Origin of the sequence: Mesorhizobium sp. 1B3 (genome assembly GCF_050958605.1) — a bacterium.
Taxonomy (GTDB): Bacteria; Pseudomonadota; Alphaproteobacteria; order Rhizobiales; family Rhizobiaceae.
Genome location: NZ_JBJHDO010000002.1, coordinates 573,923 through 589,141, shown reverse-complemented (window position 1 = coordinate 589,141; position 15,219 = coordinate 573,923). Strand labels below are relative to the sequence as shown.

General features: G+C 60.4%; 11 protein-coding genes, 2 pseudogenes and 1 riboswitch. Of the genes and pseudogenes, 5 read left to right on the top strand and 8 right to left on the bottom strand.

Annotated features, from left to right (window positions below):
• Nucleotides 1-16 precede the first annotated feature (16 nt).
• The 3 genes from ACCO56_RS07875 to ACCO56_RS07865 all read right to left on the bottom strand — a co-directional run bounded on the left by ACCO56_RS07875 (nucleotide 17) and on the right by ACCO56_RS07865 (nucleotide 4,092).
• The gene (locus ACCO56_RS07875) at nucleotides 17-1,744 is read right to left on the bottom strand and encodes an ABC transporter permease (RefSeq protein WP_433639312.1); all 1,728 of its coding nucleotides are present in this window, start codon (nucleotides 1,742-1,744) and stop codon (nucleotides 17-19) included.
• A gap of 38 nt (nucleotides 1,745-1,782) precedes the next feature.
• On the bottom strand, nucleotides 1,783-2,823 hold the full coding sequence (locus tag ACCO56_RS07870) for an ABC transporter substrate-binding protein (RefSeq protein WP_433639310.1): 1,041 nt from the start codon (nucleotides 2,821-2,823) through the stop codon (nucleotides 1,783-1,785).
• A 678-nt stretch (nucleotides 2,824-3,501) separates the two neighbouring features.
• Complete coding sequence (locus tag ACCO56_RS07865) at nucleotides 3,502-4,092, bottom strand: helix-turn-helix domain-containing protein (RefSeq protein ID WP_433639308.1); 591 nt, start codon at nucleotides 4,090-4,092, stop codon at nucleotides 3,502-3,504.
• Nucleotides 4,093-4,180: 88 nt separating this feature from the next.
• A riboswitch (glycine riboswitch) is annotated at nucleotides 4,181-4,268 on the top strand.
• Between the two features lie 134 nt (nucleotides 4,269-4,402).
• On the opposite strand from ACCO56_RS07865, the gene ACCO56_RS07860 reads away from it, so the two are divergent.
• The 4 genes and pseudogenes from ACCO56_RS07860 to ACCO56_RS07845 all read left to right on the top strand — a co-directional run.
• On the top strand, nucleotides 4,403-5,665 hold the full coding sequence (locus ACCO56_RS07860) for a D-amino acid dehydrogenase (protein ID WP_433639307.1): 1,263 nt from the start codon (nucleotides 4,403-4,405) through the stop codon (nucleotides 5,663-5,665).
• A gap of 102 nt (nucleotides 5,666-5,767) precedes the next feature.
• The gene (locus ACCO56_RS07855) at nucleotides 5,768-6,970 is read left to right on the top strand and encodes a glycine C-acetyltransferase (RefSeq protein ID WP_433639305.1); all 1,203 of its coding nucleotides are present in this window, start codon (nucleotides 5,768-5,770) and stop codon (nucleotides 6,968-6,970) included.
• A gap of 20 nt (nucleotides 6,971-6,990) precedes the next feature.
• A complete protein-coding gene (gene tdh / locus ACCO56_RS07850; RefSeq protein ID WP_433639304.1) occupies nucleotides 6,991-8,019 on the top strand; it encodes an L-threonine 3-dehydrogenase in 1,029 nt (342 codons plus the stop codon).
• Between the two features lie 136 nt (nucleotides 8,020-8,155).
• A pseudogene (locus ACCO56_RS07845) lies at nucleotides 8,156-8,341 on the top strand (L-serine ammonia-lyase, iron-sulfur-dependent, subunit alpha); the annotation flags it as partial.
• A 12-nt stretch (nucleotides 8,342-8,353) separates the two neighbouring features.
• On the opposite strand, the gene ACCO56_RS07840 reads toward ACCO56_RS07845, so the two are convergent.
• The gene (locus tag ACCO56_RS07840) at nucleotides 8,354-9,307 is read right to left on the bottom strand and encodes an IS630 family transposase (protein ID WP_433639302.1); all 954 of its coding nucleotides are present in this window, start codon (nucleotides 9,305-9,307) and stop codon (nucleotides 8,354-8,356) included.
• Between the two features lie 155 nt (nucleotides 9,308-9,462).
• Here ACCO56_RS07840 and ACCO56_RS07835 point away from each other — a divergent pair, with 155 nt between their 5' ends.
• Entirely contained in the window at nucleotides 9,463-9,963 is a 501-nt protein-coding gene (locus tag ACCO56_RS07835) for a hypothetical protein (RefSeq protein ID WP_433639299.1), read from the top strand.
• A 197-nt stretch (nucleotides 9,964-10,160) separates the two neighbouring features.
• Here the strand turns inward: ACCO56_RS07835 and ACCO56_RS07830 are convergent, their stop codons facing one another.
• The 4 genes and pseudogenes from ACCO56_RS07830 to ACCO56_RS07815 form a co-directional block, all read right to left on the bottom strand.
• Nucleotides 10,161-13,535, bottom strand: coding sequence for an indolepyruvate ferredoxin oxidoreductase family protein (locus ACCO56_RS07830; RefSeq protein ID WP_433639297.1), 3,375 nt, complete (start codon nucleotides 13,533-13,535; stop codon nucleotides 10,161-10,163).
• A complete protein-coding gene (locus ACCO56_RS07825; protein WP_433639823.1) occupies nucleotides 13,532-14,056 on the bottom strand; it encodes a GntR family transcriptional regulator in 525 nt (174 codons plus the stop codon). The genes ACCO56_RS07830 and ACCO56_RS07825 overlap by 4 nt, the downstream gene beginning before the upstream one ends.
• 3 nt (nucleotides 14,057-14,059) lie before the next feature.
• Nucleotides 14,060-14,263, bottom strand: a pseudogene (locus ACCO56_RS07820) (GntR family transcriptional regulator); the annotation flags it as partial.
• A 7-nt stretch (nucleotides 14,264-14,270) separates the two neighbouring features.
• Complete coding sequence (locus tag ACCO56_RS07815) at nucleotides 14,271-15,218, bottom strand: isocitrate lyase/PEP mutase family protein (RefSeq protein WP_433639295.1); 948 nt, start codon at nucleotides 15,216-15,218, stop codon at nucleotides 14,271-14,273.
• Nucleotide 15,219: the final 1 nt, after the last annotated feature.

Here is a 15,219-nt window from a genome sequence, read left to right as displayed (position 1 = left end):
GTATCACTCATGTTCTTCACTGTTTGCGGAGCATTACGTCTCGGCCGATCAGCAGCCGGGAGATGAGATAGATGCAGACACTGGCCACAAGAGTGATCAAGCCAATCGCGGAAAGAATTTCGAAGTTTGCTCCCTGCGAGTAATCAAGGATCAAGATCGAAACGACCTTGGTGTTCGGCGTGATGAGAAACAGCGCCGAGCTGAGCTCTCGTATCGCTGGAATGAACACCAGCATCCATGATCCTGCGATGCTGCCCTTCAGGAGGGGCATGACCACGCTTCTGAGTGCCCTGATCCGACTGCCGCCGAGAATACGAACCGCATCCTCCATTTCCGGATTGAGCGATTTCATTCCAGCTGTGCTGTTCACGTAAGCTATCGGCAGGAAGCGAGTAGTGAACGCGATGATGATGATGGCACCAGTGCCGTACAAGTAGAACGGAGCATTGGCATATGCAGAATAGAACCCTATAGCGATGACGATCCCCGGAATGACGAAGGGCGCCATGCAAAGCATGCCAAGAGTCCCAGCGAACGGAAGCAATCTGCGCGCGACGACATAGGCGACGGCGAGAGACAGAATGACTGCGAGAGTCGCGGCAGCGGACGAGTACAGAGCGGTATTCGCGATTGCGTTGACCGTGGCATCATTCTCAAACAGCGCGTAGCGAAAATTCTCCAGTGTAAGGTTATCAAAGCTGAGCTTTCGGCCCCAGGCCGTTGTGAACGCCGCCTGTGTGAGCGCCACCAGCGGCAAGCCGAGCGCTAACGCCGAGACTGCCAAGCTGTACCCGAGAAAGACCCACTTGTATTTTCCGAGCGCGATCAACCGCCGCTCGGTTGTCTTGCCAGATATGGTTACGTAGCCTTTCCGTCCAAAGTACAGTCGCTGCAGGAGGAACAGCAGGCACGTGATGCCGATGAGGGGTAGCGCGTACGCGGCGGCTCCGTATGGATTGACGGGATACTGGAAGTAACTCCACAGTTCGAGCGTCATCACGTTTATGCGCGCCGGGAGAGCCAGAATCGCCGGCGTCCCGAACAGCGTGAACGTCTCCAAGAAGGTGACGATCATGCCGCCGATGATCGCCGGCGCAACCAATGGCATGGTTATCCGGAGCGTCGTCCTTACGGGACCGGCCCCAAGAATGTTTGCTGCGTCTTCCATTTCCGACGAGAGACGGTCAAAGCCGTCTGACGCGAAGACGAAGACGAAAGCGTATGAATAGAGTGCCGTAACGAAGACAAGTCCGCTGAAGGAGTAAACGTTGATCAACGCTCCCTCGAAGCCTGTGAGGTATCGCCACGCTATATTCAGCCAGCCCGAATTGGGACCGGCTATGAGTATCCATGCGACGGCGCCGAGATAAGACGGAAGGATGAAGGAACCCAAAACGAGAACCCTGACGAAGCCTTTGAGCGGCATGTCAGTGCGTGAGACCGCCCAAGCGGTTGGCACTGCAAGGATCGCCGTGAGGATCGAGACTCCAGCCGCATAAAGTGCGGTTGTCCACACCGCCGAGAGTTTAACGGGACTGGTGAACGCGCTGACGTAGTTCTGAAGCGTGAACGTTCGGTCCGCGATCGACCTGAAGCTGTCGACCAGAAGGGACAGAACGGGATTCACTGTGAGGAAGGCCAGTGCCAGTGCGATCACGATCCAGACGAGGATCGTGAGGTCCAACTGGCGGTAAGCTACCACCAGCTGACCTGGGAGAGATTCGAAGAAGGAAGTTCTCGTCATCTTATAATTCTTGGTGGGATGTCGGGCGATCTCGGGACTCACATGCCTCCCATTGTTTCCTTCCATTTCTGCCTGAGCGGGAGGAGTTTTTCCGCCAGTTGCTCTGCGGTCGGAATGATCAACTTGACGTCGCCTGTACCGGAAATCCCGTCCGGCTCCTTCAGGTCGCCCCGCACTGAGGTAGCGAACCTTGCCCAATTGATTTCAGCGACTTCCTCGCTCAGCAGGAAGTTCACGAACAGCTTTGAGACATTCGGGCTCTTTGAAGTCTTGAGTACTGCCGTGGGACTGATTGCTGCGACGAAACCATCCGCAGGATAGATGACCTTGAGGGGATTGCCCTTGGAGGCTTGAACGGTGACGACGTCGGGCGCCGCGGCGGCCGCGATTTTTCGCTCGCCTGCGTTCAAGGTCGTCAGTGGATCACTGATCGACTGGCCAACGAGGGGATTCAGCTTGCTGAGTTTCTCAAAGAAGTCCCATCCGTACTTTCCCTCCATCGCAACTGTCCATATTCCCATGGAGCCGCTGAAGTTGGGACTACCCACACCGATCTGGTCCTGCCATTTGCTGTCGAGGATGTCGGTCCAGTTCTTGGGCTCGTCGGCTGTTGACACGAGGTCCTTGTTGATCGCCATGCCGATGAGAACGACGTTCGTCGTCGTGTAGAAGTTGTCCGGGTCGACGTTCTTTAATGCTGGCTTCAGATATTCGGCATTCGCTGGCCGATAATTAAGAAGTGCATCTCGCTCTTTGAGGATTTCGAACTGTGTAATGTCTGTCGACGAATAGACATCAGATTGCGGGCTCTGCGCGTCGAGTTCCTGGAGTACCCGCTGGAAGACAACCTGGGCACCCACGCTAACCGAATTCACCTTGAGACCAGGGTATTTGGCAATGAAGCCGTTGACTATCTTGGTAGCCGTCTCCTCGTTAGTAGTTCCATTATACCATGTTATGGGCCCTTCGGTCTTCGCAGCTGCGTAAAGCTCCGTATCCGATGATTCAGCAGTCGCCTGACTCGCGCCAAAAAGACTGAGCGCAACAAGGCCCACCGATAGCAGCTGAAGCTGTTTCATTGTCTACTCCCATTGTTTTGCGTTCTCTCGGATTTCATCCGACGTGCCGGACCTTATGAGTCCAACTCGGCGAAGGCCAATGATCGGGGTGACTAACTTTATAAGTAAATGTTATGATTGGTGTCCGTACAGCACAATCCTGAAGGCGTGTCTGCTGCCTAGAGGTCTCGTCCATGGAATCGCCGGTACGCGATGCCATATATGTATTCGCCGAGTTTTCCGTCGAGACGGCGTCCACGGTACGAGTTAGAAGCCGGGTCCATCATCGATCATTTCCAAACGGCCCGACGCGAGCGTGAAACGCTGTTCGGCCGGGTGTGAAACCCGATCGGCCTCAAGGCATTCGTACTCGCCTTGCGCAAACGCTAGCGACTTGTGCGGTAGGCACCTTACGGCAATTCTGCCCGTCACGTGGACATGGGGAACTGCAGGATCCTTACGGTGCCCCGGTCGGCATTTCTTCTATAATGAGATAGTAGGGAGGAGGGTGAAGCCGACGTCTACTGCCTCGTCAAGCTCAAACAATCCGCCAGAACGTCGGGCTTGTTATGGAATACAAAGGGAGGATGGCCCTTCGTGTTAGCCCAGACTCTCAAGCTTAAATCTTGTCGACAAATCTGGACGGATCGCGCCAGTACCGTTCCTGGTGAAGATCAAATACTGTCAATCGGCCCCCGATCACTTGTACAGTACTACCAGAAAACCGCGGGCGCGTTTGTCGGATACGTTGGTGATGCGATGGGGAACGTCTGCAGGATACCGCGCCGTCTCGCCTTCCTTCAGCGGTATGACGTTCGCTCCGGAAGCGACCTCAAATCCTTCGGTCAGGGCGGTCAAATGTTCAAACGTGCCTGCTGAATGCGGCTCGCTGTCCAGGCTACCCAAAGGATCGATCTCTACGTCATACCATTCAGTGCGCCCAGCCAACCGCGGAGTGCTGAGGATCCTCAATCGGCATCTTCCGTCAGCACTGCGGATCTCAGGCGTATGCGGCCGCGACGTGACTTCAATTTGGCCTACACTGGCTGCGGCGCTCCCACTGCCCACCAACGCTCCGAAGTCGATCTGGAGAGCTTGCGTCAGACTCCAGACGACCGCGAAGGTGGGATTTGCTTCGCCACGTTCGATCTGGGAGAGCATGGATTTCGAGACGCCGGCTTGCGCCGCCAACTGCTCGAGCGTCAACCGGCGGAGCTTACGTTCCTTCTGGATTGCCGGTCCGATCTTCGGAGCTCGCTGTGCCATGTTCGCCTTCTTCCAGACGGTCACTTGGGGGAAGGTCCCTTCTTTTCCAGCTTACGGGAATTTTCCATCTTTTCAAACTTTCCCATTGCCTGCCCGCATTTTACGCATCATAGTCCGCGGTGCGGGAGAGAGGCGAATAACGCCTCGCCGAAGGAGCAACCGCCCCGGAAACTCTCAGGCAAACGGACCGCAAGCGCGTCAAGAAGCTCTGGAAAGCGAAGCCAACAGGCTTCCGCCGACGGTGTAAGTGGGATCTGCCAATAAGGGCGCTCCACGAAGCTCTCAGGCCAATGACAGAGGGGGCTGGGGGGCCCGCGTGAGCGGGTGATTTCTCATGCCTTCAATCGGAGATCGTGTTGCCGTCATCGGGGGCGGCGTCACGGGCGTCACCACTGCATATAAGCTCGCCAAGGCAGGTTATCGCGTCAGCCTGTTCGACAAGCATCCCTATCCGGCGATGGAGACGAGCTTCGCCAATGGAGGACAACTGTCGGCATCCAACGCAGAAGTATGGAATAGCTGGTCCACCATAGGCAAGGGGCTCCGATGGATGTTAACGCCAGGAGCGCCGCTCCTTGTCAACCCCTACCCCTCCTGGCACAAGCTCAGTTGGATGGCCGAGTTTATCGCGGCTATACCGACCTACGAGCGCAGCACCGAGGCTACGGCTCGTCTAGCCATCGCCGCACGCGGTGTTTTGCAGGCGATGGCCGCCGAGGAGAACATCGCCTTCGACTGCGAGACACGCGGCATCCTCCACGTTTACCAGACGCGGGCAGAGTTCGAGCACGCCGCGCGAGTGACCGAGATCCTGCGTCGAGCAGGACTAGGGCGGCGCGAGGTCTCACCCGCCGAGATTCGCGACATAGAGCCGGCCCTTAAAGGCGACTTCTACGGGGGCTTTTTCACCGAGAGTGACTTTACCGGCGACATTCATAAGTTCACCAATGGCCTGGCCGCCTCATGCTGGCGTCTTGGCGTGGAGAACAGACTGGGGTGCGAGATCGAGTGGATTTATGCGGATAAAGGCGACATCAGAATCCGCTTCCGACATCTTGCTGACACCGAGGAGTTCGAGCCGCTCGAGCAGGCGTCATTCGACAAGGTTGTCGTTTGCGCCGGTGTCTGCTCGCGACGCCTTGCACGGGAATTGGGAGACCGGATCAACGTCTATCCGGTTAAGGGCTATTCCATCACTGTTCAACTGACCGAGCGCATCGATCAGGAGGCCGCGCCTTGGGTCAGCCTGCTCGATGATGACGCAAAGATCGTCACCAGCCGTCTCGGCGTCGATCGCTTCCGGGTCGCCGGCACGGCCGAGTTCAACGGTTTCAATCGTGACATTCGCAGTGCTCGCATCGAACCGCTGGTCGCATGGTGCCGCAGTCATTTCCCAGACATGAGTACCCGTCAGTACATGTCCTGGTCGGGGCTTCGCCCCATGATGCCGGACATGATGCCTCGCGTGATCGCCGGCAGGCGTCCCGGTGTCTTTTACAACACCGGTCATGGTCACCTCGGATGGACTTTGTCAGCGGTGACTGCAGAAATGGTCACTTCCCTGATCTCCAGAACCGACGCCGCGCAGAACGCGTGAGAGGCCGCGACAAAGCTCGGGTCTAACTGCCGACTAAGGTTCTGCTTGACAAGAAATCCGTTATATCGGAAAATTTCAATATATTGGATAGTGGAGGTTTGGATGGGATCGGATCTAGAGGATCGCATTCGGCGGGTTCTCTCTGAGATTGAGGCGGAGGGCCTCCATAAGCGTGAGCGAGTCCTCAGCAGCCGGCAGTCGGGTAGGATTCGAATCACGCGCGACGGTACTGATCGCGAGATCATCAACCTTTGCGCCAACAACTATCTCGGGCTTGCCGATCATCCCGAGGTGATCGCGGCGGCGAAGCGAGGACTCGACGAGTTCGGCTTCGGGATGGCGTCAGTACGGTTCATCTGCGGCACTCAGACCCTGCACAAGGAGCTCGAACGAACCATTGCCCGCTACCTAGGCAAGGACGACGCCATCCTCTTCCCGGCCTGCTTCGACGCCAACGGTGGTGTGTTCGAGCCGCTTCTCGAGGCCGAGGACGCCATCATATCCGATTCCCTCAATCACGCCTCCATCATCGATGGCGTCCGACTCTGCAAGGCCAAGCGTTACCGCTTCGCCAACGGCGACATGAATGAATTGGAAGACCGGCTGAAGGAGGCCGATCGCGATGGCGTCCGCTCAAAGCTGATCGCAACCGACGGCGTGTTCTCGATGGATGGACACGTCGCCAACCTCCGCGCGATCTGCGATCTGGCGGAACGGCACGGCGCGCTGGTTCTGGTCGACGACTGTCACGCGACCGGTCATCTGGGAGCGGCCGGCCGGGGAACTCCCGCTCTGACTGGAGTGGGCGAGCGCGTTCACGTCGTGACGGGGACGCTGGGCAAGAGCCTCGGCGGTGCGATGGGCGGATTCATTGCCGCGTCTCAACCCATTGTCGATCTGCTCCGCCAGCGGGCACGTCCCTATCTCTTTTCCAACAGCCTTGCCCCGGCGGTGGCCTCGGGATCGATCAAGGCCATCGAGATCGCCGAGAAGGCCGACGACAGGCGGCAGCGGCTTTCTCTCCATGCCGCACGCTTCCGGGCCGGGTTGGAGAAGGCCGGATTCGAACTGCTCTTGGGCGAGACGCCCATAATTCCGGTGATGCTGCATGACGCGCGGCTGGCGCAGGATATGGCCGCCGCTCTCGATGAGCGCGGAATCTATGTCGCCGGCTTCTTCTACCCTGTCGTGCCGAAAGGAAAGGCGCGGATCAGGACACAAATGTCAGCCGCGCTGACCGAGCAGGACGTGGAATTCGCCATCGACGCCTTCGCCGATGCCGGCAAAGCGCTTGGCCTGGTTTGATGGTCCACAAAGGGGTTCTCATGAAAGCACTTGTCAAGGCAGCAGCCGAGCCGGGTCTCTGGCTCGACGAGCGGGTGATTCCGCAGATCGATCCAGATGACGTTCTCATCAGGATTAACAAGACTGGCATCTGTGGGACCGACATCCATATCTACGCCTGGGATGAATGGGCGCAGCGCACTATTCCGGTTCCGATGGTCGTCGGCCACGAATATGCCGGCGAGATCGTGGAAGTCGGCGCGAACGTCAGGAAGCTGGCGATCGGGCAGCGCGTCTCCGGCGAGGGCCATGTCGTAGGCACGAGCAGCCGCGCTGCACGCGGCGGGCGGTTCCACCTGGACTCCGAGACCAAAGGTATTGGCGTCAACATCCCCGGGGCTTTCGCCGAATACTTGCGCCTGCCAGCCTTCAATGTCGTGCCGCTTCCTGATGCGATTGATGATGAGATTGGGGCCATTCTGGATCCCCTCGGCAATGCCGTCCATACGGCCTTGTCTTTCGATCTCGTGGGCGAGGACGTGCTCATCACCGGAGCCGGTCCCATCGGCATCATGAGCGCGGCCGTCGCGCGTCATGTCGGGGCGCGGCACGTCGTGATCACTGACATGAATCCGCACCGCCTAGCCTTGGCGGCGGATGTCGCTGATGTCGTCCCCGTCAACGTGAGCAGGGAGGACCTGCGCTCGGTCCAGGAGCGCCTCGGCATGAAGGAAGGCTTCGACGTGGGACTTGAGATGAGCGGCGCGTCGGCGGCGTTTGACCAGATGGTCGAGCACCTTGTGATGGGTGGCAAGATCGCCATGCTCGGCATTCCCGCGCGACCGACTCCAGTGGATTGGACGAAGGTCGTCTTCAAGATGCTCACCGTGAAGGGCATCTATGGCCGGGAGATGTTCGAGACGTGGCACAAAATGCTGGCCATGCTGGAGAGCGGCCTTGACGTCCGCAAAGTCATCACGCACCGACTGCCGGTCGCCGACTTCAAGTCCGGCTTTGAAACCATGAAGATCGGCAACTGCGGGAAAATCGTCCTCGACTGGAGAGTGTGACCATCCCTTATGCGGTCGTCCCAAAGGGCCGCCCTTTGCTGAAAGCGCAGCGAGACTCGGGGCAGCTAACGATGTTTCTGTCCGTCTTCAACGTCTTTACGATTGGCATCGGCCCCTCGAGCCCCACACCATCACCTCGATCTCGGGCGCCGAGGTCGGCCGCCAGGGTGCGGCTGGCTCGGCGTCCGCCATGGTCGCTGCCGGCCTCTACGCCGTCGTGGACGGCATCTCGACCCAGCTTGAGAACGCCGCCGAGGTCGAGACAAGGCGGCAAGCCGGCCTCGACATGTCCGATCGCTACAAGGAAACGAGACTAAACTAAAGCGTGTCGCACTTAATCAACCTCATATCCTGCTGCTTTGAAGAAGTTGCGGCATTGTGTGGGATCGAAGAGATGGCAGATGTCGCCAAGCGCGTCGCACAGGGCGTCGAAAGATCTGGCCGCCTTCTTGCGAAGCAGCGCCTTGAGCTTTGAGAAGGCCATCTCGATCGGGTTGAGATCGGGCGAGTATGGCGGCAGGAACAGCATCCAGGCGCCGCGTTGGCGGACCAGTTCGGCCGCCCGTTCGCTCTTGTGGAACCCGACATTGTCGAGGATGACGACATCGCCAGGCTGAAGTTCGGGAGCCAGTTGGGTCTTGATCCAGGTCTCGAAGCGCCGGGCGTTCATCGGGGCATTGACAATCCGTGGGGCGGTCAGGCCATGGCAGCGCAGGCCGGCGATGAAGGTCTGCGTCTTCCAATTGCCGAAGGGAGCATGCGTCTTGTAGCGCGCGCCTTTCGGTGACCAGCCGGTGCGCTTGGTCAGTTTGGTGGTGGTCGACGTTTCGTCGATGAAGACCAGGCGCGGCAAGGCCTTGTTGAAGAAGCGCTTGCGCCGCCTCACCCACAGATCGCGCGCCTCACGGATGTCAGGGCGCTTATGCTCGCTGGCCTGCAGAGTTTTTTTGTGGCTGAGCCCGAGACGATGCAGCAGGCGCGCGACATTGGAGCGGTGCACGCTCACCCCGCGCGCCGCCAACTCCACGCACAGCTCATCCAGCGTCAGTTCCCCCGCCTCCGCTATGCGCCGACGCACGAAGGCGGCATGCGGCGCGAGCTTGCCCCCGCCCGACGCATGACCCTGGCGGCGCGGCTCCAGGGAGCCCGTTTCCCGCCGCAGCTTCATCAACTCGTTCACGAAACGAGGCGACACACGGAAATGCCGAGCCGCCTCCCGGTGCCCATGGCCCTCGTCGACAAACCCAGCAACACGCACACGCAACGCCATCGGTAACGGCCTGCCCATTACGGTTCTCCTTCAAACCGCAATGAATCACGCTGCAACCTCAATGGGACTCCTCTCTTCCTCCTGAGCTGGTCTACCGACCGGCTGCGCAGGAAAGCTAGCGACGCGGCGCCTCCGGCTGAGGCGCCGCTCAATCCGCCGGCCTGCGCACCGGCATGACCGTTACGAAAGCTCAGGCTCTCGTGCGCGGCCTCGTCGTTCAGGATGCCGATCCGGTTGCTGATGCCGAGGCGCTGGAGCACCTGGCGCTCTGGATCCTGCAGCGTTTCGCACCGATCGTTGCCGCCGATCCGCCGGACGGAATCGTCATCGACTCGACTGGCGCCGATCATCTTCATGGCGGCGAGGAGACCATGCTGGACGCGCTTATCGGCCGGCTCGCGATGTCCGGCGTCACCGCATACGCTGCCGTTGCCGACAGCTGGGGCGCAGCGCATGCGTTTGCACGCTATGCAGCATGGCCGACCTACGTCGCGCCGCATCGACATGGTGCAACCGTCCTTGAGGCCCTCCCACTGGAGACGCTCAGGCTCCCGGCGCCCATATCGTCTGACCTGCGTCTTCTCGGCTTCGAACGGGTAGGCGATCTCCTAGCGCAGCCTCGCGCACCGCTCACGGCCATGGCCAGGTTCGAAAGCTCGTCGAGGCAAAGCTGATCGTTGGGTCGACATCTGAGCGTCAATGCCATGCGGGCGCGGGTGCCGAAAGCCTCACAGAAGGTGGCGCAGATTGCAGACTCGCAACTTACCGCAATGCCCGAGACATCAACGTGGTGGAAGCCTGGTTCGCCACGTTGGCCGGCCACAACTAGGACAAAGGGCGGCTACGATGTGCCTTGCTCCTTCGCTCAACTTCACTTGGACTGTATATTCTTCAAGATCGCAGTTCTCTTCGCTCGGGCGGCTAGCGCGCAGCGTTCGCGAACTGAACCGTAGCCACGCACTTCCTCCGGCCAGCTCAAAAGTTCTAGTGCCGTGTTGGAGGACACGGTGCCCCAGATTGCCAGCACCGTTTCCACATCAGCCTCGTATTCGGCCAGCAGGCTCCTCGCCAACACCGCCTCGGCCGAGCTGCGGAAAGGGTCTAGAAAGGTACCACGCAGCCCCCGCAGCGCTGAAGCAATCCGGAACAGGGGCATCGCCCATTCCCCCAGACGCACCTTTGGTGGCCGTGAGCCACTGCCCGGCCGCGCGAAGGGGCCGCCGCCTACATGGAAACTGATGCGCAGATTGCCCTCAAAGGTTTCGTCTATCCGCCTCCGGAAATCTGCGCTTGCATAAATGCGCGCGATTTCCCATTCGTCCTTGTGCGCAAGAAGCTTATAGTAATAGGTAGCCACTGCCCGGGCAAGCGGTTGGCCGTCACCTGCGTCGGCCGTTGCGACGCGCCCTACCACCGTCTCGTAGCGCGCCGCCAATTTCTTGCCACTATAACGCACCAGTCGCGCGCTGCGATCTGCCACGATCTCCGAAAGACTTTGGGCGCGTGCGCTACGCAACAGACCCAACCGCTCCGGTGCTACGACAAGCAGCCGGCCGAGCGCGAAAGCCCGCTTGTTGGCCTCGATCGCTACCCCATTGAGCTCGATAGCCCGCGTTAGCGCAGCCCGTGACACCGGCAGGCCACCGGACTGCCAAGCCGCGCCGAGAGACATCTGATTGGCAAAAATTGCGTCACCGAGATGCTCCTCTGCGAGCGGCGTCAAGCCCGCGAAGAGCGTCTTGATACCTGCCTTGGCGGCGATGCGTTGGGTAAGCGCGGAGGGATCGACGGACCAGTCCGGGTTGCGCGAGAATTCCGAGGTGGGCATCACACTGTGATCGACCACCGCCACTACTCCTTCGGAGCTCAGCGCGTTCAGGACCTCAGCGGAGGCCGTTACGATCAGATCAGTGCCGATCAACGTGCGCGCTTCTCCGACGTCGATCCGCGACGGCCCCAGATGTTGCGCCTGGTTTGCAATCTTTACATGAGAGAGCACGGCACCGTATTTCTGCGCCAGCCCGGTGATGTCGAGGTTAGACGCAACCAGACCGTCGGCATGCGCGGCGACGGCCAGAATCTGGCCAATGGTGACGACCCCGGTTCCGCCCACGCCGGCCAAAAGCACGGAGAAACCCCCTTCCGGGGAAGGAATGTTTGGCTCGGGAAGTTCGAAGCCGGCCAGCGGATCGGCAGAGACGAGCCGACGCTTGCGCGGCGTCGCACCCTCAAGCGACACAAGACTAGGGCAAAAGCCTTCAAGGCACGAAAAATCCTTATTGCAGCTCGACTGGTTGATGCGCCGCTTTCGCCCGAGCGGCGTCTCGAGTGGCTCGATCGCCATACAGCCAGAAACGGCGGAGCAATCCCCGCAGCCCTCGCATATTTCTGGGTCAATGTGCACCCGCCTGTCGGGGTCAGGCCATTTGCCGCGCTTGCGCAGCCGTCGGCGCTCGGTCGCACAGGGCTGGTCGTAGATGAGGACCGAAACTCCCGGATGTCCGCGCAATTCCTCCTGCACCCGCTCAAGCTCGAAACGTGGATGGACGGTTACGCCGGGTAGACGACCTTCCTCCGTGTGGGCGGCCGGCTCATCGGCTACGATGGCAATGCGTTCGACACCTTCTGCCCGTAGTTGCGAGACCGCGCGTGAGACGCTGAGTTCACCGTCGACTGGCTGCCCGCCGGTCATTGATACGAAGCCGTTGAAGAGCAGCTTGTAAGTAATCGGAACCCCGGCGGCCACGGCCGCCCGGATCGCCAGGTAGCCAGAATGGAAGTAAGTTCCATCCCCCATATTGGCGAAAACGTGGGGTTCATCAGTGAAGGGGTGTTGACCAATCCACATCGCTCCCTCACCGCCCATGTGCGAGACTGCATTGGTCGATGTGGGATCCTGAAGCATCGCGATGGAATGGCAGCCGATACCCGCCATGGCTCGACTGCCGGATATCACCTTAGTCGACCGTCCATGCGGGCAGCCAGCGCAGAAAGTGGGCATTCGTGGCGGGGCGGCGTGGATGAGGGCACGTGGTGCATCAGGCAGGGGCAGACCGAATATCTGCGCGATAGTGCGCGCGACGAGAGCAGGTGAAAGCTCTCCCACCGCCGGGAAGGCCGGTTGGCCGGCGAAACGCCCCGTGCCGTGCCGCTTTCCTGTAACGAACGGCGGCGTCTCCATGCCGTAAAGGATGGCGCGGAGCTGGTCCTCAAGGAAAGCGCGCTTTTCCTCCACGACGATTACATGCGAGAGTCCGTCAGCGAAACGGCGCACCATCCCAACCTCAAGCGGCCAAGGCACCCCGACCTTGAGCAGGCGGACCCCGCGCCCGGAAAGCATTCCTTCGCGCATGCCGAGTCGCTGCAGCGCTTTTTCTAAGTCAACCCACGCCTTGCCAGCCGCCACAATGCCGATCTCTGCCTTACCTGCAGGCTCTACCAGCCGGTTTAGCTCGTTGCAGGCCACAAAGGACTCCACCAATCCCAAACGGTGCTCGAACAGGCTCCGCTCCTGCTCTAGAAAAGGTATGAAGGCCGACATGGCGGGACGCTCACCTTGCGGAACCTCGATGCGCGGGCGGTCGAGGCCGACTTCGATCGAGCCCCCGCCCTCGACCACGTCAGTGACCAGTTTCATGCCGGCGAGCGTGCCTGCGTAGCGCGACAGTGCAATGCCATACAGGCCGAAATCGAGCACCTCCTGCACAGTGGCTGGCGCCAGCAGGGGCACGCCCAATGCTGGGAAGTTCATCTCCGAGTAGCAGGCGAGAGTAGAGGACTTGGCGCCTGGGTCGTCGCCAACGAGGAGTAGCATACCGCCAAATTTCGAAGTGCCTGCGAGGTTGGCATGCTTCAAAACATCCATAGAGCGGTCAAGGCCCGGCGTTTTTCCGTACCACATCGAGAAAACACCGTCGACACGCGCGCCCGGATAGACGCCCACATACTGACTGCCCCAGCTCGCAGTCGCCGCCAGATCCTCGTTGACGCCGGGCTGAAAGTGAATGTCGTGGGCTCGCAAAACCGATGCGGCCTGAGTCAGTTCCATGTCGTAGCGCCCGATGGGTGAGCCGCGATAGCCCGAGATGAAGCCGCCCGTATTCAGCCCCACTGCTCGATCACGCAGACGCTGCTGTATCGGCAGGCGCACCAAGGCCTGCAAACCCGTCATGTAGACGCAGCCCCGCGTCTGCGTCAGGCGGTCGTCAAGCGACATTTGAAGCCTGCTGGAGAGGGGGGCGTTCATCTCATGCTTCCCGCGATTGCCTTGCCGCGGAGCCCTCTGCGGCGCGCAGGTCCCTCGGGTTTACTATCGATCTGTTCCAGGTACCAGGCGGTGGACTGGGTCAGATGCCGGCGCATTTTCAGCGATGCCACTTCGCTGTCGCGCTCGGCTATGGCGCGCGCGATCTGACGATGCTCCTCGACGGCGAGCGCGGCCCGGCTGGGCAGACCCGGATGCTCCATCTGGAACAGGCGGTTTACGAAGAAAATCTTGTTGTCGAGCAGTCGCGCGATAAAGCCGTTGCCGCTGGCTTCGGCTATCGCGCGATGGAAGTTTGTATCGGTCGCCGCCCTGCCGAAGCTGTCAACAAATTCCCCTGTGCCGGATAGCTGCATCTCCTGCTTGCGCAGTATGTCCATGAGGTAACGAAGGCCACCCTCGTCTATGCGTTGGGCGGCCTCGCTCGCGGTCTGTGTCTCGAGTGCCAGCCGCGCCGCAGCGCATTCCAAAAACTCGCGTCGCCCAATGCGCACGACGCTCATCCCGGCGTTCGTAACAAGCGTGGCTATGCCCCGCTCCTCCAGCCGACGAAGCGCCTCACGGATCTGACTGCGGCCTGCCTGGAAGCGTAGCGCCAGTTCGGCCTCCTTCAGCTTCGATCCCGGCGGGTAGGTCCCCGTGAGGATTTGGTGGATTATGGCCTCACTCAGGTCCGGCGCGGGCCTATCAATCGGCTGCGTGGAGATCATGGCGACGTCAGATCCTCTCCGGAACAGCGTGCTGGAGCGTTCCCTGGGCGCCTGGCGCAGCCACCGGTGCCGCCACGGCATAGTTCGTCTCGAGCGCGTCAAGGTGGGCCACGCCGGTCAACGCGTTCAAACCCTCGAAGCTAGCCAGCAAATCGGGTCGGTCGACGTGGCCTTCTCCGTTGAGGACGTCTCGCACGAAGATATCCATTGCCTGGTTCATCCCGTTAACCGCAGCTGCCGTCAGCAGGCGCGGGTAAACCACGACGCGAACCCCCAAATCCCGCAGGCGGGCGGGGCTGATCAGGGGCGTGGTGCTACGGGCGCGCAGACCGAGGCCCATATTCACCACCAGTGGCTTGACAGTCTCGCGGGCCACCGTAGCGATGTCGTCCTCGCTGAGCAGGGCGTCAGCGAAGAGGAGATCAGCGCCCGCTTCCGCGAAGAGGTTGAGCCGGGTGATGGCCTCGGCGACGCCGTGTGTGGCGGCAGTGTCCGTACGTCCCATCAGGACGAAATGGGGATCGCTCTTCGCCTCGACGGCCGCGCGTATCTTGTCCACCGCCTCCTCGCGGTCAATCACGCTCTTGCCCTTCATGTGGCCACATCGCTTTGGCCAGGTCTGATCCTCAATGAGGACGCCGGCAGCACCGATCCGCTCGAACGCCTTGACCGTGAAATGTGCATTGATGGCATTTCCGTAGCCGGTATCACCATCAGCTAGCATCGGAAGGTCAGGTTCGCAGGCGCACAGGTCGCGCGCGGCATCCACGTTCTCGCGCATGCCCATGAGGCCTCGGTCGGCCCAGCCGAGCCGTGCCTCTGAAATGCCGGATCCGCCAATTGTCGCCGCCGCAAATCCGGCACGCTTGACCAGCCGGGTGCTGTAGCCATCATGTACGCCGGGCAGCACGAGGATATCTTGTCGTGCGAGAACGTCCCGGAACTTCTTACCCATA